Raw genomic sequence first — 25,074 nt, forward strand, 5'->3', positions numbered from 1 at the left:
ATAAAAAAAATGAATATAAATAATAAAAAAATACTTTTACTGTTAAGTATCTTTTTTACATTCTCAAATGTGAAAATTCAAGGACAAAATGCTAAAAAACAGCCAAATATTCTATTTATTCCAGTTGATGATTTGAACCATTGGGTGGAATATTTAAAGGTAAATCCACAGGTTAAAACACCAAACTTAGATAGATTGGTTAAGCAAGGGGTGTCCTTTACAAATGCATACAGCGCAGGGGCATCATGCAACCCTTCAAGAACCGCATTAATGTCTGGTAAAAGACCTAGTACTTCTGGTTGTTATAAAAATGCTGAGCATTGGCAAGATTATGTAAAAGAAGGAACCGCATTAAACCATGTTTTAAAAAAGAATGGGTACGATACCTATGCTACAGGTAAAATATACCATAACATAACAGGTGATTATAAATCAGGTTGGAATGAAGATATCCGACCAGAAGTTCCAAATCCATCTACTCCAGAAGTAAATTGGAACCCTAAAAAGAAAAAAGATCAAGGATATTACAAACCTGTAGAGATAAGCCTTAAGGATACAGATATACCTGATTGGTATATGGTAGATTATTGTGAAAAAATATTAAATAAAAAACATGATAAACCCTTTTTTTTAGCATGTGGTTTTGTAAAACCACATTTACCATGGATTGTACCACAGAAATATTATGACATGTTTCCTTTAGAGGATATACAGCTTCCACCTCATTTAAAAAATGATTTGGATGATGTGCCTACTATGGGAAGACGTATAGGTTTTGGAGAAAAGGAACACAAGAAAATAGTAGGAAATAATATGTGGGAAACTGCAGTACAATCTTATTTGGCAACAATTGCTTATATGGATATGAATTTAGGTAGGCTTTTAGATGTTGTTGAAAAAAGTGAGTATGCAGATGATTTACAAATCGTTCTTTTTGGAGATCATGGATGGCATTTAGGAGAAAAAGAACATTGGAGAAAGTTTACGTTATGGAATCAAGGAACACATACACCTCTTATTTGGGTAGCTCCAGGGATTTCAAAAAAGAATAAAACCTGTGATGCTCCTGTAGATTTGATGAGTTTATTTCCGACTATTTGCGAATTAACCAACATAGAAAAACCCTCTTATGTAGAAGGTGTTAGTGTAGTTCCTTTGTTAAAAAACCCTAAAAAGAAATGGGAGCACGTAGCAATAAGTACGCATGGTTTTAAAAATCATGCAATTAGAACAAAAGAGTGGAGATATATTAGATATAAGGACGGTAGTGAGGAGTTATATGATGAAATAAACGATCCTAATGAATATAAAAACCTAGCAAGTAACCCTAAAATGCAATCGATAATAAAAAAATTAAAACAACACTTGCCAAAAATTAATAAAGAAGGAATTAAAAGAGGTTCTAAAAAATAAACAAACAATGATTAAGTTATTCTTTAAATTATTATTTGTGATGTTGATCATTACAAAATTTAATAATGTTCATGCTCAACAGACTTTTTCTACAGCAGGTTTTTTTGAAGTAGAAAATAGCCAACGAAAAGTGTTTAATTTTAATGTAGGATGGAGATTTTATAAAGGAGATGTAGCCAATGCCGAAACCATAAATTTTGATGATACAAATTGGGAAGCAGCAAATTTACCTCATGGATTAGAAATTTTACCAGAAAACGCAAGTGGAGGCAGAAATTACCAAGGAAAAGCATGGTATAGAAAAGAATTTACGCTTACAGAAAATACAACGTTAAAAAAAAGAGTATTGTATTTTGAAGCTGTAATGGGAGTGGCAAAGGTTTGGGTAAACGGACAACAAGTTGCAGAACATTACGGTGGTTATTTGCCTTTTGCAGCAGATATTACTGCTGTTTTAAAACCAGGGAAGAATATAGTTGCTGTACTAGCAGACAATAGCGATAGTAAATTGTATCCTCCAGGTAAACAGCAAAATGGACTAGATTTTAGTTATTTGGGAGGAATTTATAGAGATACTTATTTGATAGAAACCAACTCCGTTCACGTTACGTTGCCAGAATTAAGTAAAACTGTTGCTGGCGGTGGTGTGTTTCTAGGAACTATAAATGTTGATGGAAACAATGCAACCATAGGAATTAGAACAGAAGTTGCTAACAATTCTAAAACCAAGAAATCTATTACCATTAAATCTACGTTAGAAGATGCTAATTACAGAGAGATAAAGTCAATAAGCCAATCCATAAAATTATCTGCAGGAAAAAGCAAACAATTGTCTAAAGAATTAAAAGTTAATAATGTTCATTTATGGCATCCAGACGATCCTTATTTACATTTTGTAAGAACAGATGTTTTGATAAATGGAGAAGTGGTAGATCAAATGCGAACACGTTTCGGAATCCGATTGTTTGAGATGAAAGGAGCTGAAGGGGTGTTTGTAAATAAAAAATACATTGGTAAAAAATTAGTAGGAGTCAACCGTCATCAAGATTATGCGTATGTTGGTAATGCGTTGCCCAATTCTAGTCATTACAGAGATGTAAAATTGTTACGAGAAGGAGGAAGTCATGTCATTCGTGTAGGTCATTATCCACAAGATGATGCCTTTTACGATGCTTGTGATGAATTAGGAATGTTAACCACAACAGCAAATCCGGGATGGCATTTTTTTAATTTTAAAGCTAAAATATTTGAAGAACGTTTGTATCAAGATTCTCATAATTTAGTGAGAAAAGATAGAAATAGAGCTTCAATTCTTTTGTGGGAAACCGCTTTAAATGAAACACCTTCTCAGCCAGACCATGCCATGCATAATATGCACAAAGCTGCACATGCAGAATATCCTTTCCCGGGAATGTTTACAGTTACCGATTATGAAGAAGCTAAAAAAGGAGGGTTGGATGTGTATTATCACGGAAATGATAAAAAGATAAATTCATTTAATAGAGAATTTGGTGATGGAAATGAAGTAGATGATTGGTACTCGCAAAACTCTATGGTTCGTGTAAAACGAGAATGGGGAGAACAAGCAATGTTAGAGCAATCATTAAGACAAGCAAAACAACTATCTCAACGATTTAAAACTGATAAAGTTAGAATTGGAGGTGCTATGTGGGCTGGGATAGATCATCAAAGAGGTTATCATCCAGATCCATTTTTAGGAGGACACTTAAATGTGTTGCGTTTACCTAGGTATACTTATTATTTGTACCAAAGTCAATTACCTGTAGATTATAAATTAAAGGAAATTAAAACAGGACCAATGATTTATATTACGAACGAATTAACACAACTATCTGGGAGTGACGTAATTATTTATAGCAATTGCGATGAAATAAACTTGACTTGGATGGGAAAAGATTATGGAACTCAAAAACCATCAACAGATGCTAGTTATAATGGATTACCACATCCACCATTTGTGTTTAAAAATGTTTTCTTTTTAGATAAAATTCGTCATAGAAAAGGAGATCAAAGAGGAGCGGTTAGAAAAATGATTACCGAAGGTTTTGTCAATGGAAAATCAGTGATAAAAGAAGAGAAGGTTTATGCTATGAGATCTGAAAAACTAGAATTAAGCATTGCTGATGAAGGTTTAGATTTAATAGCTGATGGATCTGATTTTATTCCTGTTAGAGCAACAATAGTTGATAGAAACGGTGTGAAAAAAGTATTGGCAGAAGAGTTTGTTTATTTTGAGGTTGAAGGACCTGCAGAAATTATTGGAGGAATTAATAACATGGGGAATCCTGCAAAATCTTCATTTGGAATTGCTACAGCTTTGGTAAAAGCAACAGATAAATCTGGAGTTATTAAAGTTCGTGCCTTTGTAAAAGGACTAAAGTCCTCTGAAATTAGTCTTGAATCAAAACCAATCAAACAAAAAATGTTATTTGATACAGCGTATGAGTCTACTTCAAAAAAAGTGGATAAAAACAAAGTAATTATAGAACAAGTTAAAGAAGAAAATCTTCCTACAGATATTAAAAAATTGCAAGAAGAAGTTAAAATGTTAAAGCTTCAGTTAGTAGGGAAAGATCAAGCTTTAATGGAATTAAGAAGTAATCCAGAAGAAAATTAATTATTAAAAAATGAAAAAAGTGAAAAGAATATCCGTAGTGATAAGTGCTTTAATGTTAACAATGTTGTTTGTAAACAAGTTAAATGCTCAAGAAAAACCAAATGTTATTTATATTCTAGCAGATGATTTAGGGTACGGAGACCTTAGTTGTTACGGACAAAAAATACTGTCGACTCCAAATATTGATAAGTTGGCTAAAAAAGGGATGAAGTTTACAGATCATTATTCTGGTAATGCAGTGTGTAGTCCTTCTAGAGCAGTATTGATGACCGGACAAAACCCTGCACATGTATACATTACAGGAAACTCTAAAGAAGAGCCACCTTTGGAAATGTCTATGACAATTTTACCCGAAATTTTTAAAAACGCAGGATATGCAACGGGAGCTTATGGTAAATGGGGATTAGGAGACACAAGCATGGGAGGAGCAAGAGATCCTTTAAACAATGGTTTTGATGAGTTTTATGGATGGAAAACACAAGTAACCGCTCATACCTATTATCCTACAAAAATGGTACACAACGGTAAAGAAGTTTCAATTAAAAAAGGAACCTATGTGCACGATGAGATTATGGATCATGCGTTTAATTTTATAGAAGAAAACGCAAAAAAGAAACAACCTTTCTTTTGTTACATTCCAACAGCTATACCACATGCAGCCATGCACGCTCCAAAAAAATTACACAACAAATGGAGAAAAAAATTGCCTCAGTTTGACAGTGTAATAGGAGAATACTATGCAGACCCAGAACCAACACCAGATGTAATAAATCCAATAGCGGGGTTTGGTGCTATGGTAGAACATTTAGACAATCAAGTAGGAGCAATAGTAAAAATGTTAAAAAAATACAAGATAGATAAAAACACCTTAATTATTTTTACGAGTGACAATGGTGCACATCATGAAGGAGGACACGATCCTGAATTTTGGAATTCTAACGGACCTTTAAAAGGAGGAAAAAGAGATGTCTACGAAGGTGGAATTAGGGCTCCAATGGTAGCTTATTGGCCATCGGTAATAAAAAAAGGAAGTACGACCAACTTACCAAGTGCTTTTTGGGATGTAATGGCTACCATGGCAGATATAACCAAACAACCTACACCAACCCAATGTGACGGGATTTCTTTTTTACCAACGTTAGAAGGTAAAGTAAAAGAACAGAAAAAAGCAGATTATTTGTATTGGAAATTCACCAATTGGGAAGCTACCAAACAAGCTGTCAGAATAGGGAATTACAAAGGTGTTTTAATTCATCAAAATAAGACAAATAAAACAAAAAAGGGAGACTTACCTTTTGAATTGTATGATTTGTCTAAAGATTTGGGTGAAGAAAAAAACATTGCTACTCAACATCCAGAAGTTGTTGATAAAATGAAGAAAATAATTGCAAAATTAAATAATTAATAAAGGTATGTCAATCATAAGAAATTTTTTAATCCTTTTTTTTACAATTAGCTCATTACATTCACAATCTTTTATGGTGAATGTACCTGCAAGACAGCAAACTAGTTTAAATGGAAAATGGAAGGTAATTATTGATCCTGTTGATGTAGGTATACAAAAATGGAAATCTTTATATAAAGATAAAAAACCTAAAGGAAAATCTAGTTTTGTAGAATATTCTTTTGATGGAGGTCCTGTTTTTGATGTGCCTGGAGATTTTAATTCGCAACTTCCTGAGTTAAAGTTTTATGAATCTACAGTATGGTACAAAAAAGAAATTCAGATAGTTAAGAAAAAGGATAAAAGGTTGTTCTTGTATTTTGATGCTGTGAATTATCATGCTGATGTGTATTTAAATTCAGAATTACTAGGAAGTCATGAAGGTGGGTTCACACCTTTTCAATTTGAAGTTACTGACTTAGTAAAAGAAGGTCTTAACTCCATTATTGTACGTGTAAATAATGAAAGACAGCCTGATGGAGTACCTGCAATGGGTTACGATTGGATTAATTATGGTGGAATTACAAGAGATGTAAGATTGATAGAAACCCCAAAGATTTACATTGATGATTATTTTATTCAGTTAGAAAAATCAAATAAAAAACATGTTTTAGGTTATGTAAAAATAAATGGAGTTAAAAAACCTGAAAAGGTTGAAGTTTTAATTCCAGAAGCAAAAATTAAACACACTGTAATGACCGATAACAAAGGTTATGCTGTTGTAAAATTTAATAACAAACTTAAATTATGGAGTCCTGATGATCCAAAACTTTACAAAGTAATCGTAAAAACTGCAACGGATAAAGTTGAGGAGAATATTGGATTTAGAACCATTGAAACCAAAGGAGAAGATATTTTATTAAACGGAAAATCAGTTTTTTTAAAAGGAATTAATTTTCACGAAGAAAATGCATCAAGAGGAAATCGTGCTTATTCAGAATCAGATGCATTGCAATTGCTAACCAAGGCAAAAGAATTGGGCTGTAATTTTATTAGAACCGCACACTATCCTCAAAATGAACATATTGTTAGATTGGCAGAAAAAATGGGATTTATGTTGTGGGAAGAAATGCCTGTGTTTCAAACAATTCAGTTTAAAAACAAATCAACTTCAAAGCTAATTCATAGCACTTTAAAGGAGATGATTAAAAGAGATAAAAACAGATGTGCTGTTGTTATTTGGAGTATTTCTAACGAAACACACCCAGGTAAACTACGAACAAATTTCTTATCTAACTTGGCAGATACTTGTAGGGGGATTGACAATACACGTTTTGTTTCTTCGGCTTTACATAAATATAAAAAAGGGAAATCAGTAATGACTCTAGATGATGATTTGATTGAAAAATTAGATGTTATTGGGTTGAATCAGTATTTAGGTTGGTATGGTGGATGGCCTGCAGATCCTAAAGATATTCAATGGGAGAGCAAGTATAACAAACCAATGATTATTTCGGAGTATGGAGCAGAGGCTATGTATGGTAGACATGGGGCTAAAGACGTTGCAAGTTCTTGGTCAGAAGAATATCAGGAACAACTGTATAAAGATCAGTTAACAATGCAAAAAAACATTTCCTTTTTAAGAGGTACTTGTGCATGGATTTTATTTGATTTTAGATCAAGTTTAAGATTACATCCTACAAATCAAAATTATTGGAATAGAAAGGGATTGTTATCAGAAAAAGGATATCGTAAAAAAGCATGGTATGTTTTAAATGATTTTTACAAATCAAAAAAAGAATAGATAATCATGAATAACAGAAGAGATTTTTTAAAGAAAGTAGGTTTAGGAAGTGTAGCTATGGCAGGTATGTCTGCAAATGCTATGGGTAAATTAACCGCTGTAGATGGAAGTTTGTTGTTTGATGATAAAGTAATTAAAGGAGAAGGGAAACAAATTACAATAAAAGTAAAAGCACCGTTGTTTTGTCCGTACCATAGTGTTTCTACAGGTCCTGGACAAAAAGGAGGGAATTCCTATTATTTTTTTAAGGAGGCTTTTGAACACAACCCTTTTACAATTCAAGCATCTGGAATGTCTGGTTCTCCAGTAATAAAAGATGTTGAAGGGAAATTTGTGGGTTTTATGACTACCTTAGGGTATCAAAACTCAACCTATTCTTTTGATGGAAAAGAAACCTTAACCATTCATGTTCCAGAAGGGCAAGAGGTTTTTATTGATGAATCTGGAATTGGAGATGAAGCTTGGAAAGCATACAACCGAATTATGATGAAAAGGTTGAATGTAGATCCTTACAAACAAACTCCAAAATTTTGGACAGATGTGGAGTATTGTACTTGGTCAGAACAAAAGATTAGAGCAACTAAAAGACACGAACATTTTCATTTATTAACACATGATTTTGTAGCGGATTATTTAGATAAGATTATTGAGTTTGGCTATCCAAAAGGAAAAATGACCTTAGATCATGGTTGGGGGCAATTTCCTGATGGAAGTATCAATTCTGGTTTTGGTTCTTGGGTTCCCAATCCTGAAAAATTCCCCGATTTTAGAAAAACGATGGACATGATTAACGAAAAAGGTTTTACCCCTGGTTTGTGGATTGGTTTTCCTAAAATTCATAAAAATAGTTTGATTGCTCAGAAGTATCCAGAATTGTTGGGGAATTTTAAACAAGGTTCTACATCAGATAGAAAAGATGACATTCAGTGGTTAAATGCCCAGGCAGATATTTTTGATTATGCGACAGAAGTGATTTCTAGATTCCATGCTATGGGAGTGATGAAATTTAAGATAGATATGTCTTACAACACAAAATCGGATATGTTACCTATTCATAAAGCGTTGTACAAAGCAGCTAAAATGATAGATGAAAACATAGAAATGGAATTTCATGTACCTGATATTTTCTTTGCAAAATATGCAGATGTAGTAAGAACCAACGACGTTTGGTTAAACGACAATTACAATTGGGAAGGACGTGTAAAAACACACTATGAAATTTGTTACAAATCGTCACCAGGTAGAGGAATCAACTTAGACCATATTGGAGGTAATGATACAGGAGCCATTACAGAAAAAAAGTTTTTAAAACATTTAGAAATGTACAAAACGAAAAAAGGATATCCTTTGGTTTCTGTATTGCCACATCACTTTGGAAAAAAATGTATCAAAGAAACAGGAGACTATTTATGGAAGTATGAAAAAGGAGCCAAAAATATTTTATCTGATTTTTATTAGAATTTAAAATCCAAAATAGCAAATAAATCAAACTTAGGTTTTATTCTTAATTATATATGAAAAAAATAGCATGTCTGTTACTTGTTCTTTTTGGGTTGCAAAATACAAATGCAAATTCAGGAATTAAAAGTATTGAAACCGATTATACCATCATGAAAGTTAGAGTGATGCAGTATAAAAATACAACAAAAATTATTGGGACTAGTTATGAAGGTACGGTAGTTTGTTATGATTATAGCGGAAAGTTACAATGGAAAAATAAGCTTTCTGGTTTTATGAATAATGATATATATTGTGCAGATATAGATAAGGATGGAAAAGACGAAGTACTTGCTCCAAATGCCGATGGAAATATATATTGTTTAGATGACGATGGAAAACTATTATGGAAATTTAGACAAAATTCAGCTCCTCTTTTATCTGCAACCGTAGTTTCTGATGGAACAACAAAATATGTAGTTTGTGGTGGTTACGATAAAAATGTTCATTACCTAACTACAACAGGAAAATTAATAAAATCAATTCCTTCTACTTCTTATAGTATAGAAAAGAAATTCAAAAATCACGCAATCAATTATCTTAGAACAGTTCAACAAAACGGACAAGAGGTTTTGGTGGTTTTAAGTGCGTTTAATACCAATTACGATCAAGGAGTTTTGTATTATTTTAAGCCTTTAGAAGATAAACCCTATCAATTTGCAAAAATGAAAGGAAAAGGAGGAGGAGGTTCTTGTCCTGGTACTTTTGCTATAAATGATATTATCCCTGGAAATACAGAAATATTATTAGGAGGAAATGGGTTGAATAAGTTACAGGTATCAGTTGCTTCAGTAGAAAAGTGTTCAGCCGAAAAAATGAATTTTAGATTTAATAATGAAAGAACTGATCTTGGAAAAGTAGGATATCGTTTAGCATCAGCAGAAGCAGTACCTTATAAAAATAGTTTTAAGTATTATGTGCTTTTTGGGAGTAGAATGTTTTTGGTAGCTCCAGAAAAAAATGGAGAGGCAACTGAAATTATTGAAAGTAATTATGCGTTTAATGATATGTGCAAAGATGCTAACAATCAAAAAATACTTTTGGCAAGTGCACAAAGTGGAGGTAGCTGCATTCATGTATTAGATTATACAAATAATGATTGGAAAAAGGATTTTGAAAAATTAAATCCTCCTGGTAAAATTGCCAAAATTTTAATGAATACAAGTGATTTTAGTAAAAAGCTAAGAAAGTTTAAAACTCCAAATTGGGAAAGTCAGAAAGTGACAGTTAAAGTAATGTCTTCAGGTTTAGAGAAAGAAGAAATAAATGCCTTGGCTAGAGAAAACAGTAAAAACCTTGTTATTATAGAAGATGTAAGAAAATTGTATCCTCATGTAGAAAATTGGGATCGTTCAGAAATGGAGAACAAAGTATCTAGAGAAACAAGAGATCATCGTAAAAAATACGATTTAACAAGCAACCAGGCTTTTAGCTCATTTAAAAAAGGATTAGATGCTTCGGGTACAGGAATTCAATATTGGCAAGGACACGGTAGAGATGTTTATTTTTATTCGCTACCAACTATAAAGAGAGTAGTAGATTATGCTGGCGATAAAACGGTAATTCCTGTATTTGCAGAATTAGAACAACACGATGCCGATATAGAATGGATGGTAGAAGATTTTATGTATCCATTAGCAAGTTATTTACAAGGAACCAATAGTTTTATTTCTATGAGAAATAAGCATCTATTCTGGCAATCTGTAGTATATACTCCTGCTTGGAAACGTTTGGTTTCTGGTGAGTTTCCAGATGCTTTTGTTTCTTCTATGGAAGAATCTAACAGTAAAACTATGGACATGAGTATTTCGGGTAGAATGGGCTTGTGGGCAGCAGGATCTATGAATCAGTGGGGAGCACGTTTTACGCGAGACAATCCTTGTTACGATAGGTTAAGACAATTGTCATATCAAAAAGTACCCAATCATGCTTTGCGAATGTTTGTACATCAAATAGCAAGTGGAGCATCAGTAGTACATAATACAAAAGTAAATGCAGCGTATCAAAAAGTATTGTGGGACATGATTGCAAAAGGAATTTTATACGTTCCTACAAGAAATGAAATTGTAAGTTTTAATCCTGTTCATGTAAGTATGTTAACTCCAGATTCTTTGTTTTTAGAAAGAAATCATGTAAAAGATGTAACGATTTACGATGCTGATTTTGAAAAAAATAATCCAATGGTAATTAGTCGTACTACAGGAGTTTTTGCAGGTGCCCCCGTAACAAAGTGGGATTTTTCCAACTATGCTTCAGGAGCCAAAGAGCGAAGGTTAGAGTTTTTGCCATCGTACACTAACGGAATGGTTTTAACAACCCCACCAACTGATAAAAATTCTAAAAGAGGAACTTTAGAAAGTCACTTACATCCTATTTATAAAAACAATACCAAAGAGTTTTTTACAGATGGAAGAAACTATTATAGTGATGTTGCTAAAACCAAAACATACAAAGCAGATGAATATTATACAACAGTTAAAAAAGCAATTGAAGAAGGTGCCCAAAAAATGCCTTTAACTGTTAAAGGACGTGTAGCCTGGGTAACGGCTCAAACAGCCCCCAAACATTTACGTTTGACTTTGGTTGATGGAGGTTATGTAAATCCGGATGATAGGGTTGCTACTGTTACATTTCATACAGCAAAAGTGAAAAAAATCATCAATTTATTAACCAATGAAGAAGTGAAATTTAATTCAGAAAAAGCAACAATAATTGTTCCTTGTGGATTGTTTGTGTTTTTAGATATTGAATTAAAGAAAGCTTTGTAACGTACAATTAGAGAAAATTTATTTTGACTAGTATTAATTATACTGTTTATAGGATGTGTTTGATTTTTTTTAGGAAATAGTATTAAGTTTAATGATTTTTTGAATTCAAAAGGTATAGAAACCGATTATACTATTATAAAATTCAAATAAAAATTAACGGAACTAATTAAGAAAAAAAGATGTTTTAGAGGTGTTAATTATTTGGAGATTTTAATAGTAATGGCTTGATTTTTTGTAGATGATTGTTGATAACAATATTTACCTTTTTTAAAACATATTATAAAATTAAAGTGAACACATCATTAAAAACTCATTATGGTTATTAAATTCAAACTCTGCTTATTTATTTTTTCAATTTTTGTATTGTCAGCTTGCTCAAAATCTAATAGCGAAATAGATAATGCAAACCCTGTAGATCCAGCTGAGGAAGAAAAAGAAGAAGAGGTAGAAGTTGCAGTTGCTAATGAAGAAGATTTTTATGTAGAAACATGGAATATTGGTGTGACTAAAGATTTAGTAGCGGATTATGGTGCGAATGGTAATGATACTAATAATGATTCAAGTATATTACAAACAGCTATTGATGATTTAACAGCTTTAGACAATGGTGGGAAAATTAAGATACCCGCAGGGGTTTATTATTTGGGAAATATAAAGATGAAATCAAAAGTTCATTTGGTTTTTCATAAAGATGCCATTATACGTCCTATAGTACCAGCTACAGGAAATTGGAGAATTTTTTCATTTGGTAAAAATTCAGAAACTATAGAAGACGTTAGTATTAGAGGTGATGGAGGAAAATTCACGATTGATTTTAGAACGCCGGATGTTGCTGTGAATAACAGAGGCCAAGTGTTTTTAGTGCTGAATGTGAACAATTTTTTAATAGATAGTTTTCATTTGCTAGATAATAATACAATTTTTAATGCTGCAAATTTTGGGTTTACAGAATATGAAGGTTCGTATTATGGTCCTCAAAATGGTGTGTTTAAAAATGCAAGTGACGATAGAGCTCATGCAGGGTATGGTGTAGCACAAGTTAGAATAGGAAAACATATTTTGTTTAAAGATGTTGTTGGGAATGGAGGTGTAACATTAAGAATTGAATCAGGTTCAGTGCAAATTGTAGACCTGCATGAAGTAACACATAATTTAGGTGTTTTTGATATTGTTGGGCGAAATATTTCTGGGTCAAATAGTAATTCTGTAATTATGATATCTCCACATACAATGACTAATGGGAAAGTGGATATAGACAATGTGACTTCAACAAATTGTGCTACAGCAGTAAGAGTAGATAAAGGTTTTGAAGAGCACGGTTACCCCGCAGGAACTTTTTCTGATGATTGTAAAGTAACTAATGTAACCGCTAGTTATGGAGAAAGTGCACAGCTTAATTGGTGGAGAGTAAAGTACTTGCCTTGTGATACGGAAATTAGAGATTTAGTTGCTACAACTTTAAATGTCGATGGAGAAAGTTATAATGCACCATCTATAGCAGCAATTATCAACACAGCATCTTCAACAGGAGACGGGATGTTTAATGTTAACTTTTCAAATGTAAAGCAAAATGGGTTTTTGTATCAATCAAAAACAATGTTGACTCAAGATGATATAACAAATACTACAAAAGACTCATGGCCATATTGTGAATAAATTATAGATAACACTTAAATTATTTTTTAAATGTATATGCATTAGTTATTTCATTTAAATTTTAGCAACATAAATAAAATCTATTAGAAGAAAAATAGATTAATGAGTCAAAAAAGTATTGTGATTGGTTTGTATAAGTATTGTATTAAATTTTGTTTTTTGGTTTAAATGTAAGAATACAATTGATAAACAGTAGAGGACATAGTATATGCACATGTTTTTTTCTTTTGAATAATATTCAAAAAACAAATAATTTAATCATGAAAAAGAACTGTTTATTAACTATATCACTACTGGTATTTATTCAGTTTTTCTCGGTAAGTGCTCAAAACTTAACGAAAGAAGCTCATAAAAAAACAGCTACATTAGAGAAACTAATGTCTAAAGCTTCTAAAAAAGGTTTTGATGTAACCAGAGAAGAAACTATAATATGGTTTTCAAAAGAATTTTTAAAAATTGCTAAATGGGACGAAAATAATGTTCCTTTTATTCAAGATGCTTTTGAAAGATTTAAACCTTTAAAAGGAGATAAAGCAGAAATGGCAAAAAATCTCCCTGATTTTGAGCGACAAAAAGTAATAGAAATTTTAGATACAGGAATTAATAACCTTACTATGGTTTTGGATGGAACAATTGTAAGACGTCCGGTAGCTAAAGTAGATTGGGAGAATATTGTTGTTGAAAAAGATCAGTTTACGAGTAATGGAAAACCTGTTTTTCTTTATGATTATTTCTCAAAATCGATGGGAAATCCTACTTCTGATAAAAATTTATACAACGATCATCTAGGAAATATTGATCACATTGGTGGTTTTACACCCAATTTACTTAAAGAAGATCGAACATTTAATCAAAATATTTTAAACAAAGTTAAAAATCACCCTGACACAAAGGCTGGTTATCTATTGCTTTGGAATACTAGTTTTCCTAAATGGATACAAAAAAAAGATCCAGAAGTAACAAAAGGAAGAAATACTTTTATGGGTTTTGATATTGATAATCCACTTATGCATGAAGTTTGGAGTGATGTAATACAGAAAGCAGGAGAGGTAACCAAAGGAAAAAAAGTAGTACAACTTGGTTATATCTTGGCAAATGAACCTCATTGGCTGTCAGAAAAAGGTAACTGGGCTTTTAAGCTTGGTGAAATGAACGAGTTTTCATCATATACATTAACAAAATTTAAAAAATGGTTAGCTGTTAATTATCAGAATAATATCACCGAACTTAATAAAAATTGGAAAACAAGCTTTAGTTCTTTTGATACCGTAAAATTCGAATTCCCATTAAGAAAAGACACGAAAGGTACTCCTTTAAGATATGATTGGGATCGTTTTAATATGGATAGAGTAGTAGAGTGGTTTGCTTTTTTACAAACAGAACTACATAAAACAAATCCCAAAGGAGATACGCATATCAAGCTAATAACTCATTTTTTTACAGATGATGAACGTTCTCACGGAATTGATCTTGAGGCACTAACAGAGTTGACTACAATGATTGGTAATGATGCAAAAACAAGAGAAAGAGACCTTAGAAGTAATAAATTTGAATCTTGGGAAACAAATTATGCTTACAATTGGGAAGAGCTTTGTGTTTCGTATGATTTTATGGAGTCTGTGGCTCCTAACAAAATTCACGTCAATTCAGAAACACACTTTTTATCAAGCGTTGCATGGCGTAAATTAGATACATCACCAGCATATGTTAGAAATAACTTTTGGTTGGCAACGTTACACGGTATGGATGCTGGATTATCTTGGTTTTGGGCAAGAGATCCTGACGGTTCTCCAGAAGATAGATTTGAAAACAATGCAAAATCTAAAGATAATGCCTTAACAAAATCTTTTGCAGCATCTGTAAATATGCAGCCTCAAGTAGCCAATGAGCTTACCCAGGTAATGATGGATTTAAACAGTTTTTCTGAAGAAATTATAGCTTTACGTCGTCAACGAAAACCGATTAGATTATTTCATTCAGAAACTTCTGCTATAAACAAGAAACAGCATATGACAGAACAATTTGATCTTTATGAGTCTTTGTTTTTTGAAGGTTTACCAGTAGGCTACGCTACAGAAAAGATTATAAAGAAACAAGATAACACTAATTGGGATGTTATACTTGTTTATAAAACTGAATATGTTACAGACTCGGAATTTAATGAGTTACAAAATTATCTTAATAATGGTGGAAACATTATTATTGATAATGATGCTAGTTTATCGATGAATGAATATGGAGAAAAAAGAACAAAAAAACTCTTACAAAATAATGGTAGACTACAGGTTTTAAATACCGATAAGTATGAAGATTTAAAACAATTAGCGTTAAAATCTATTCCTAGTAATGATGTTGTTTTGTCTGAATCAAACGGACTTAAAAATAAAGGTTGTAGTTGGCGAGTGGTTCCTAATAAAGACGGAGGTTATTTAATGTCAATTGTTAATTTAGGAAAGAACAAAGCAACATTAAATGTGTCAACAAAAAATGGGGAAAAAGTTACTTGTATAAATATGCTTACAGAACAATCTTTAGGAACAACATTCGAACTTGATGTGAATGGAGTGCTATTGCTTAACATTAAAAAATAAAGTTCTCAATGTAGTTTGTTAATAATTACGTATAGAATGTTGCAAATTGTCTTTAAGCCAAGACTTAAAGGCAATTTGTATTATATAACAGCAATTCTTCTTTTTGAATAAAAATAAATAGTGCAAAGTCTTCGGATTCGTAATCCTGATTTAATTAATTTAAGAATACATTTAAAAAACTCACAAGAACATTTATATTTTACTTAAAGAATAGATTTGATTAAAAATTTATAATAGATGAATTTAAGTAACATAAAATGATCCAAAAACTATTTATACTAGTTTGTTTCTTTACAACAAACTTCATTATTGCACAATCATCTACTTATGTAGCAGATGATGGCATAATTCGTTGGAAAAAAAATAAAGAGGAAGTATGTCTTTTTGGAACTAATTATTCGGTGCCTTTTGCTTATTGGGATTATAGGGCAGAACTTATAGGGAATAATCAAGAAGAAGCTATTGATGAGGATGTGTATCATATTAGCCGTTTGGGATTAGATGGTTTTAGAATTCATGTACAAGAAAATTATATTTCTGATGAGTTTGGAAACTTAACATTTAATAGACATTTACAATTGTTTGATTATTTGTTGTTTAAATTAAAAAAGCGTGGTATCAAATTATACATCACACCCATGTATTTAAATGAAGCTCATCCTAGTTCTTTTAATACAAAATATGGAAAGAGTGTGGGATGTTTGTCTAATGAAGCTGCTTTTACTGTTCAAGAAAACTATTTAAAACAGTTTGTAAATCACGTAAATCCATACACGGGAATTGCTTATAAAAACGATCCTGATATTGTTGCTTTTGAAATTGTAAACGAACCAAAACATTTTAAAGCTCCTAAGTTGGTAAAAGAGTACATTAATACCATGTATGATGCTATTAGAAGCACAGGTTGTGACGTACCATTAATGTATAATATGACTACTTGTGTAGATTTTATAGATGATGTTTTAGCATCTAAAGTAAACGGAGGAAGTTTTCAGTGGTATCCTACAGGTTTAACAGCAAATCAAACACTTAAAGGAAATTTTTTACCCAATGTAGATCAGTATTTAGTGCCTTTTAATCAACAATTAAAAGAACAGAAAAGACCTAAGTTTATTTATGAATTTAGTCCTGCAGATACAGATGCTCCTTATTTATATCCGGCAATGGCAAGAAGTTTTAGAGAAGCTGGTTTTCAGTTTGCAGCACATTTTGCTTATGATCCTTTGCATCAAGCTCATGCCAATATAGAATATAAAACTCACTTTTTAAACTTAGCTTATACACCTGCAAAAGCAATTGGATTAAAAATTGCTTCAGAGGTATTTCATCAAATACCAATGTATAAAACTTATGGTAGATTTCCTAAGAACAATCAATTTGAAGACATTACGCTTAGTCATCAACAAAAGTTGGCTTTTTTAAATACAGATGAAAAATATTTTTATACCAATACAGTAAAACAAACCCCTAAAAACATTAAAAAATTAAAAGAAATTGCAGGAGTTGGAAATTCTCCAATTGTTGAATATTCAGGAAATGGAGCTTACTTTTTAGAGAAAATAGCAAAAGGAGTTTGGAGGTTTGAAGTAATGCCAGATGCTTTTTGGGTAAAAGATCCTTTTTTTGTACCGTATACAAAAGGTGAATCTGCAGTCACGTTATCAAGACAACAAAAAGTAAGAATAAAATTAAAAGATTTAGGAGAGAATTTTATTGTAAAAGGTATTAATAAAGGTAATTTATTGGATGTAAAAGCTGATGTAAATCAGTTTAGAGTTGAGCCAGGAGTATATATAGTATCTAAAAAAGGAATTGAAAACAAGTACAACCCAACAGATACTTTAGGGAATATTCAGTTGGGAGAGTTTTATATGCCAACAAGAAAACCTTATCAAGATTATTTGTTACATAAGTCTCCTGTTGAAGTTTCTCTTACTGAGAATTTAAAGTTATCAGCAAAAATAATTTCAGAAGAAAAACCAGAACAAGTAGAGTTGATTCTGTTATCAAAAGGAAAAGGTGAGGTGGTTGCAATGAATAAAATAGATGAATATTCTTATGAAGCTCAACTCCCAGCAAAGTATACAAATAAGCCTCAAATTATAAGATACTACATAAGTTACAAATTAAAAGGAGTGTATGTAAGTTATCCGGGTAATAACCAGGATGTTTATTTAGGAGATAGAAGAATTTATACAGATGATTTAAAATTAGATGATTCAGAGCCTTATTATATTAGAGTGGTAGAGCCAGATAATCCTGTTTATTTGTTTAATGCCACAACGGATTGGGAGTCTATTATAAAAATGAAAAGGAGTGATGTTATTCCTGTTTCGGCATCTATATTTCCTAGTCAGTCTAAAATTAACTTTAGATTTCCTTCTAAAAAGGTAAACGCAGATGAGTTTGCTTTTCGTTTCTATTGTGGTGATAAAGTTAAAGCTAGAAAAAATGATATCATCAAAAAAAATAAAATAATTATTTACGGACAAGCTAAAGGTTCTAAAGCTCAGGAAATAGAAATTCAGTTGTTAATGGAAGATGGTACGGTTTATTCTTCGGTGGTGTCAGTAGGCAATCAATTAGAGAATTATACGGCTTTGTTGAGTGATTTTAAAAAGAGCTCATCAATTTTAATTCCTAGGCCTTATCCTAAATTTCAAGCATATGATTTAAAATCAGAATCAAAAACAAGACTAAATATACAATCAGTAGCATCAATTCAACTTATCCTAAAAAAAAGTCCAGAATTTAATAGTTTTAGCAAAAATACAGGGGTAAATATCCTTTGGATTGCTTGTTCTAATTAAACTTTAAGGCTTAAAAGGTATCTAAAAATTAGATATTTTATAAAAACCAAAATTAATGTATTATATGAATTTTTATCAAAATTTAAAAATGTTAGTATGTACCACGCTAACATTATTTGTTGTTGGAGAAAACCATTCACAATCTAAAAAAAACAAAAAACCTAATATTTTATTTTGTATTGCCGATGATGCTTCTATGAAAAGCTTTGGAACTTATGGAGATACGTTTATCAATACACCAGCTATAGATAAATTAGCTAAAGAAGGATTAACATTTAACAACGCATACAATTGCAATCCAAAATGTGCACCGGCAAGAGCTTGTTTGGTAACAGGTAAATATAGTTGGCAATTAAAAGCAGCTACCAATCATTGGCCAAACTTTCCTGAGGAATTTAAATTTTATCCACATTTATTAATGGAAAAAGGATACAATGTTGGCTTTACAGGAAAAGGGTGGGGACCAGGACAATATACAGGGAAATACAATCCTGCTGGACCTGAGTATAGTGATATTAAATTAACACCACCGCATAAAGGAATTAGCAATATAGATTATGCTGCTAATTTTGAGAAATTTTTAAAAGATAAAGGAACAGATGCTCCTTTTTGTTTTTGGTTTGGTACCAAAGAACCACATCGTTTTTACGAATTAGATTCATGGAAAAAAGAAGGAAAGAAGTTAGTAGATGCTAAAGTGCCTCCATTTTATCCAGATAACGTAACGGTTAGAGGAGATATTTTAGATTATGCAGTTGAGGTAGAATGGTTTGATACGCATATAGGAAAAGCAATTAAGTCTTTAGAAAAAAGAGGATTGTTAGAAAATACATTGGTTGTAATTAGTTCGGATCACGGAATGCCATTTCCTAGAGTAAAGGGTCAAATTTACGAAGAAGGATTTCACGTGCCGTTGATTGCATATTGGAAAGGAAAAATTCAAGCAGGAAGAACAGTAGAGGATTTTGTAAATTTTCCTGACATAGCACCAACTTTTATGGAGGTTGCAGGTTACAAACCTCACAAACAAATGACAGGTAAAAGTTTTAAAGATATTTTATTTTCAAAAAAATCTGGACAAGTAGATGCTTCTAGAGATCATGTATTGTTAGGTAAAGAAAGACATGATATTGGTAGAGCCAATGAAGATGGAGTTAATTTATCGTATCCTGTAAGAGCCATTCGTAATCAAGATTTTCTATATGTACACAATATTAAACCAGAAAGATGGCCAGCAGGAAATCCAGAATATGGGTTTAGAAATGTAGACAATTCTCCTACCAAAACATTTTTAATGAATATCAAACCAGAATCTTCGGACTATCGTTTTTATACATTGAGTTTTGGGTTAAGAGCAGAAGAGGAATTGTATGATATGAAAAACGATCCTCACTGTATGGTAAACTTAGCACAAAGTCCAATTTATAAAGAGTTGTGTAAAAAAATGAGAGCAGAAATGGAAAAGGAATTAACTGCACAAGGAGATCCTAGAACTTTAGGAAATGGAGATATTTTTGATAAGTATCCGTACACAGGTAGACAGTTTGATTATTTAACGGGTAAAAGTGTTGGATTTAAAAAGAAAATTAAACACTAAAAAACAAACAAATTATGTTTAAAAAGCAATTATTAGTGGCTGTTACAATGTTGTTTGTAATCACAGCTTTTGCGCAAAGAGAAAGGTCATCTTTTAACGAAAACTGGAAATTTGCTCGTTTTGGAGCTATGCCAGATGGTACGACCAAAACAGAACCTAAAGATTTAGACGAAGTTAATTTTGATGATCATGAATGGAGAGCATTAAATTTACCACATGATTGGGGAATAGAAGGACCTTTTAGAGCCGATTTACCCAACCAAACAGGAAAGTTGCCTTGGGCAGGAATCGGTTGGTATCGCAAAGTGTTTACTGCTACCAAATCTGACTTAAGTAAAAAGGTATTTATAGAGTTTGACGGATCGATGTCTAACACATCCGTATATGTAAACGGAGGTTATGTGGGAGACTGGGCTTACGGATATACGTCTTTTCAATTTGAAATTTCTCGTTATTTAAAAGCAGGAAACAATACCATTGCTGTTCGTTTAAACAACAAGCCTGATTCTTCTCGTTGGTATCCAGGTGGTGGAATTTATAGAAATGTATGGTTGACCAAAACAAATAAAACACATATTGCACATTGGGGGACATTTGTAACTACTCCAAAAGTTTCTGAAAATGAAGCAACAGTAAGTATTGAAACAGAAATAGCAGGTGATAAAAAAGGAATTCAACTTTTACACGAGGTTTTTACAATAGAAAATAATCCTGTAAAAGTTGCAGAACAAAAGGTTCCTTATTTCAAACCAAGTAACATTAAAATTAAAAATCCAAAATTGTGGAATTTAGAAACTCCCAATCTATATACGGTAAAAACAACGTTGTCTAAAAATGGAAAAGTAGTAGATGTTTACACTTCTACTTTTGGAATTCGCTCTATAAAATATAATAAGGATGGTTTTTTCTTAAATGGGAAAAAAACAGTCATGAATGGAGTTTGTCAACATCACGATTTAGGGCCTATGGGAGCTGCTGTAAATGTAAGAGGAATGGAACGTCAAATAGAGATTTTAAAATCTTTTGGAGTCAATGCCATTCGTACATCTCACAATCCACCTGCACCAGAGTTTTTAGAGTTGTGTGATAAGATGGGGGTTTTGGTACAAGTTGAATCATTTGATGTTTGGGCTAAAGGAAAAGTTGATAATGATTATTCTACTTTATATGGAGCTTGGCATGAGCGTGATTTAATTGCAATGGTTAAAAGAGATCGCAATCATCCCTCTGTAGTTATGTGGAGTACCGGAAACGAATTGATTGAATTAAGAGAAGGAAACGATGCTCCTATAGCGGCTAAATTGGCAGATATTATTCGCTCTGTAGATACAACCAGACCTACTACTTTTGGAAACAGTAGACCAGAAGCAGCAAGTAATGGTTTTGAAAAAACAGCGGATGTTTTTGGATTTAACTACAAGCCACACATGTATGAGGAGTTTAGAAAAAACAATCCTAATATGCCTTTGTACGGTAGTGAAACAGCATCTACTATTAGTTCTAGAGGAGAGTATTTTTTTCCTGTAAATTATGACAATAAAAAAAGCGGTAACGGAGGTTTCTTTCAAGTAAGTAGTTACGATTTTTCTGCTCCAAACTGGGCATATACTCCCGACGTAGATTTTGAGGCAGAAGATAAATATCCTTGGGTTTTTGGACAGTTTGTATGGACAGGTTTTGATTATATTGGAGAACCAACCCCTTATAATAAAGACAAAACCAATTTGTTAAATTTTTCTGATCCTGCTGAAAAAGCTAGAATGAAAGCCGAATTAGAAAAAATGGGGAAACAAATTCCACCACGTAGTTCGTATTTTGGAATTGTAGATTTATGTGGATTTCCAAAAGATAGATATTATTTGTATCAATCTAAATGGAGACCAGAATTGCCAATGGCACATATTTTACCACATTGGAATTGGGAAGAAAGAATTGGAGAAGTAACTCCTGTTTTTGTCTATACTTCGGGTGATGAAGCAGAATTGTTTTTAAATGGAAAATCTTTAGGAAGAAAAAAGAAAGAACAATATCAATATAGATTGATGTGGAAAGAGGTAAAATACACACCAGGAACTTTAAAAGTAGTGTCTTATAAAAACGGAAAAAAATGGGCTACGGATGAGGTTAAGACAACAGGAAAAGCAACTAAAATTTCTTTAACTGCAGACAGAGCTATTATTGATGCTGACGGACAAGATGTATCGTTTATAACTGTTCAAATTACAGATAGAAAAGGAAATATGGTTCCTAGAACACACAATACCGTAAGTTATAAAATTGAAGGTCCTGGAGAAATTATAGCGGTAGGAAATGGAGATCCAACTAGTCACGAATCTTTTCAAGCTACTACAAGAAAAGTGTTTAATGGGATGGCACTAGTTGTTGTTCGATCTAAGAAAGGAGCAATAGGAAAGATAACAATTACAGCAACTTCAAAAGGCTTGAAAACAGAAAAATTGAACATTAAAACAAAATAATGAAACATTTTTATAAAAATATATTTACGTTACTAGTTCTTTTTCTAGCGACCACAGTTACCAAGTTAAACGCACAAAAACAGCCCAATGTAGTCGTTTTAATGGCAGATGATATTGGTTTGGGAGATTTAAGCTTTTATCAAAAAGAAAGAGGAGAAAAAAAGCTAACAGTACATACACCTAATATTGATAAATTAATTGATCAAGGAATGCGTTTTACCGATGCACATTCCCCTGCTTCCTTATGTGCTCCAACGCGTTTTTCTATGTTAACGGGGAATTATTCTTATAGAAACCAAAGACCGTTTGGAGTTTGGACTCCAGAAGCAAATGCTTTAATTGATGCTAATGGATTTACAACAAGTGCTCGTATTGCTAAAAAAGGAGGATACACTACTGCCTTTTTTGGAAAATGGGGATTAGGTGGTTCTTGGGTTAGAAAAAAAGGAGAAAAGATAAATCATGCTTATTTAAACGGAGGAGCTTTAAGTTATGGGTTTGATTATGCATTGGAATTGCCCGAAGGAATTCAGAACATACCTTTTGCCTTTTATGAAAATAGAGAATGGATGAAATTAGCTTCAAGTTCAGTTTTAAAAGAGTTGGATGCGAATCAAACAGGGTATGCAACTTCTAAAAAACATTTAACACGTGGTGGTTTGGGAGATTCTAATTGGGATCCAAAAGAAGCAGGAAGTATTTTGGCTCACAAAGCTGTAGACTACATCAATAAGCAAAAAAAGAACCAACCCTTTTTTATGTATTACTGTAGCCAGGCAGTACATATTCCGCATGAACCACCTGCAAAATTTGATACTATTAAAGTAGCAGGAGCAACTCCAGGAAAACATGGAGATATGATTTATGAATTGGATTTACAAGTAGGTTTACTAGTAGAGGCTTTAAAGAAAACAGGAGCTTATGAAAACACTTTGTTCATCTTTACATCGGACAACGGTGGTTTGTCTTTTGATAAAGACATGAAAAAAGCAGGACACGATACCAGTAACGGATTATCGGGTAGTAAAGGTTCTATTAATGAAGGAGGTCATAGAGTTCCGTTTGTAGCAGTTTGGCCTGGGGTGATTCAACCAAAATCTATTAGTAATGAACCTATTGTTGGGCAAGATGTTGTAGCTACTTTAGCAGCTTTATCAAATCAAACTTTAGATAAAACCAAAGTGTTAGATTCGGCTGATTTGTTACCATACTTTAGAGGAACAGCAAAAGAAAAGGCACATACTTATTTAATGCATCAATCTGCAGGAGGACCGACTTTTGCGATAAGAGATGGAGATTGGAAATTGATTTTAAAATCAGATATTAAGAAGAAAGTGAATAAATTGGGGAACTTAACCCATGTAGCCTTGTTTAATTTAAAAGATAATTTGTCAGAAGACGAAGCTAAAAACTTAATTAACAATTCTAAATATGCAAAAAGAATTGCCGAAATGAAAACGACCTATATTGAATTAAGAAAAACAGGAAGAAGTACTGTTGTAAATTAAAAATGTATTAGAAATTATTATACAATGGACCAGAAAAAGTTAGACTATTTCTGGTCTTTTTTAATACTTAATAACTTATCATAAATAAAATAAAATGAGATCAAAAAAGACACCTATTATTTTTCTTTTAAGCGTAATGATTACTTTTTTAACCTATGCTCAACAGGTAAATAGAACTAAAATTTTATTAGTAGGAGACAGTACTACTATAGGAACTATGCCTAGAGAAGTAAAACCAGAAGGTCCGCACTTAGAACAAATGATTACACAATTAGCTGCGGTAGAAGGTTTGCCAGCGTTAGAAGTGATAAACGCAGGTAAAGGAGGAGAAACCGCAAAAAGATTGTTGGGAAGTAAGCATTATCAAGAAACGATAGCGAATGTAAAAGATGTGGATTACATCTTTTTAAGAATGGGGATTAACGATTGGTTCAAATGTAAAGATTTCAAGAAAGAGTTTCCTGTTCAAATGAGAGCCTTAATTCGTCAGCTAAAAAAAGACCATCCTAAAGCTGTTTTGTTTTTGGCAACCATTACTAGTTTTATGCCTCCAGAAGAATGTGAAAAAGTAAATGATTTGATTTTTAAAATAGCCAAAGAAGATCATATAGAAGTGTTAGATATTTTTACTCCGTATAACAATTATTTACTAGCCAATGGTAGAAATAGTTTAAATGTACGTCAGTGTTATTTAAAAGACATTCCAAAAAAGTATCACAATTGGCTAAAACCTTATACTTATTTTAGAAAAGGATGGGGAAACAAACCTGATGGATATGTAGTTAAAGTAAATGATATGTCTTTAGATCCTCTTTTTGGAAGCCATGTAAAATCATGGTATTTTGATAGACATCCAAATTCTACAGGATATAACTTAATAGCTTTTGAAACAGTACAGTTTTTAAAAAAGAAGTTAAAAAATTAAGAAATA

Annotated in this window: 13 protein-coding genes; all 13 read left to right on the forward strand. The window is 32.2% G+C overall.

The features are described from left to right. The first annotated feature begins 69 nt into the window (after window positions 1-69). Window positions 70-1,413, forward strand: coding sequence for a sulfatase (locus FHR24_RS06475; protein ID WP_208412290.1), 1,344 nt, complete (start codon window positions 70-72; stop codon window positions 1,411-1,413). A gap of 7 nt (window positions 1,414-1,420) precedes the next feature. Then, the gene (locus tag FHR24_RS06480) at window positions 1,421-4,051 is read left to right on the forward strand and encodes a glycoside hydrolase family 2 protein (RefSeq protein WP_167185603.1); all 2,631 of its coding nucleotides are present in this window, start codon (window positions 1,421-1,423) and stop codon (window positions 4,049-4,051) included. A gap of 10 nt (window positions 4,052-4,061) precedes the next feature. Then, window positions 4,062-5,456 (forward strand): arylsulfatase, encoded by a 1,395-nt coding sequence (locus FHR24_RS06485; RefSeq protein WP_167185606.1) that lies wholly within the window; start codon window positions 4,062-4,064, stop codon window positions 5,454-5,456. A 7-nt stretch (window positions 5,457-5,463) separates the two neighbouring features. Further along, window positions 5,464-7,239, forward strand: a complete 1,776-nt coding sequence (locus tag FHR24_RS06490) for a glycoside hydrolase family 2 protein (protein ID WP_243846506.1) — start codon at window positions 5,464-5,466, stop codon at window positions 7,237-7,239. A gap of 6 nt (window positions 7,240-7,245) precedes the next feature. Further along, window positions 7,246-8,697, forward strand: a complete 1,452-nt coding sequence (locus tag FHR24_RS06495; RefSeq protein ID WP_167186954.1) for an alpha-galactosidase — start codon at window positions 7,246-7,248, stop codon at window positions 8,695-8,697. A gap of 56 nt (window positions 8,698-8,753) precedes the next feature. Then, window positions 8,754-11,504, forward strand: a complete 2,751-nt coding sequence (locus tag FHR24_RS06500; protein WP_167185609.1) for an outer membrane protein assembly factor BamB family protein — start codon at window positions 8,754-8,756, stop codon at window positions 11,502-11,504. 363 nt (window positions 11,505-11,867) lie between these two features. Continuing rightward, window positions 11,868-13,160 (forward strand): glycoside hydrolase family protein, encoded by a 1,293-nt coding sequence (locus FHR24_RS06505; RefSeq protein WP_167185612.1) that lies wholly within the window; start codon window positions 11,868-11,870, stop codon window positions 13,158-13,160. Between the two features lie 260 nt (window positions 13,161-13,420). Continuing rightward, on the forward strand, window positions 13,421-15,751 hold the full coding sequence (locus tag FHR24_RS06510; protein ID WP_167185615.1) for an alpha-amylase family protein: 2,331 nt from the start codon (window positions 13,421-13,423) through the stop codon (window positions 15,749-15,751). Window positions 15,752-16,008: 257 nt separating this feature from the next. Beyond that, window positions 16,009-18,561 carry a glycoside hydrolase family 5 protein gene (locus FHR24_RS06515; RefSeq protein ID WP_167185618.1) on the forward strand — a complete coding sequence of 851 codons (2,553 nt, stop codon included), beginning with the start codon at window positions 16,009-16,011 and terminating at the stop codon, window positions 18,559-18,561. A 64-nt stretch (window positions 18,562-18,625) separates the two neighbouring features. Further along, window positions 18,626-20,158, forward strand: coding sequence for a sulfatase family protein (locus FHR24_RS06520; protein WP_208412291.1), 1,533 nt, complete (start codon window positions 18,626-18,628; stop codon window positions 20,156-20,158). A gap of 14 nt (window positions 20,159-20,172) precedes the next feature. Then, window positions 20,173-22,635 (forward strand): beta-galactosidase GalB, encoded by a 2,463-nt coding sequence (gene galB, locus FHR24_RS06525; protein ID WP_208412292.1) that lies wholly within the window; start codon window positions 20,173-20,175, stop codon window positions 22,633-22,635. Further along, the gene (locus tag FHR24_RS06530; protein WP_167185621.1) at window positions 22,635-24,143 is read left to right on the forward strand and encodes a sulfatase family protein; all 1,509 of its coding nucleotides are present in this window, start codon (window positions 22,635-22,637) and stop codon (window positions 24,141-24,143) included. The genes galB and FHR24_RS06530 overlap by 1 nt, the downstream gene beginning before the upstream one ends. A 94-nt stretch (window positions 24,144-24,237) precedes the next feature. Further along, on the forward strand, window positions 24,238-25,068 hold the full coding sequence (locus FHR24_RS06535) for an SGNH/GDSL hydrolase family protein (protein ID WP_167185624.1): 831 nt from the start codon (window positions 24,238-24,240) through the stop codon (window positions 25,066-25,068). The last annotated feature ends 6 nt before the right edge of the window (window positions 25,069-25,074 follow it).

The sequence above is a fragment of the Wenyingzhuangia heitensis genome (genome assembly GCF_011762155.1).
Classification (GTDB): Bacteria; Bacteroidota; Bacteroidia; order Flavobacteriales; family Flavobacteriaceae; genus Wenyingzhuangia; species Wenyingzhuangia heitensis.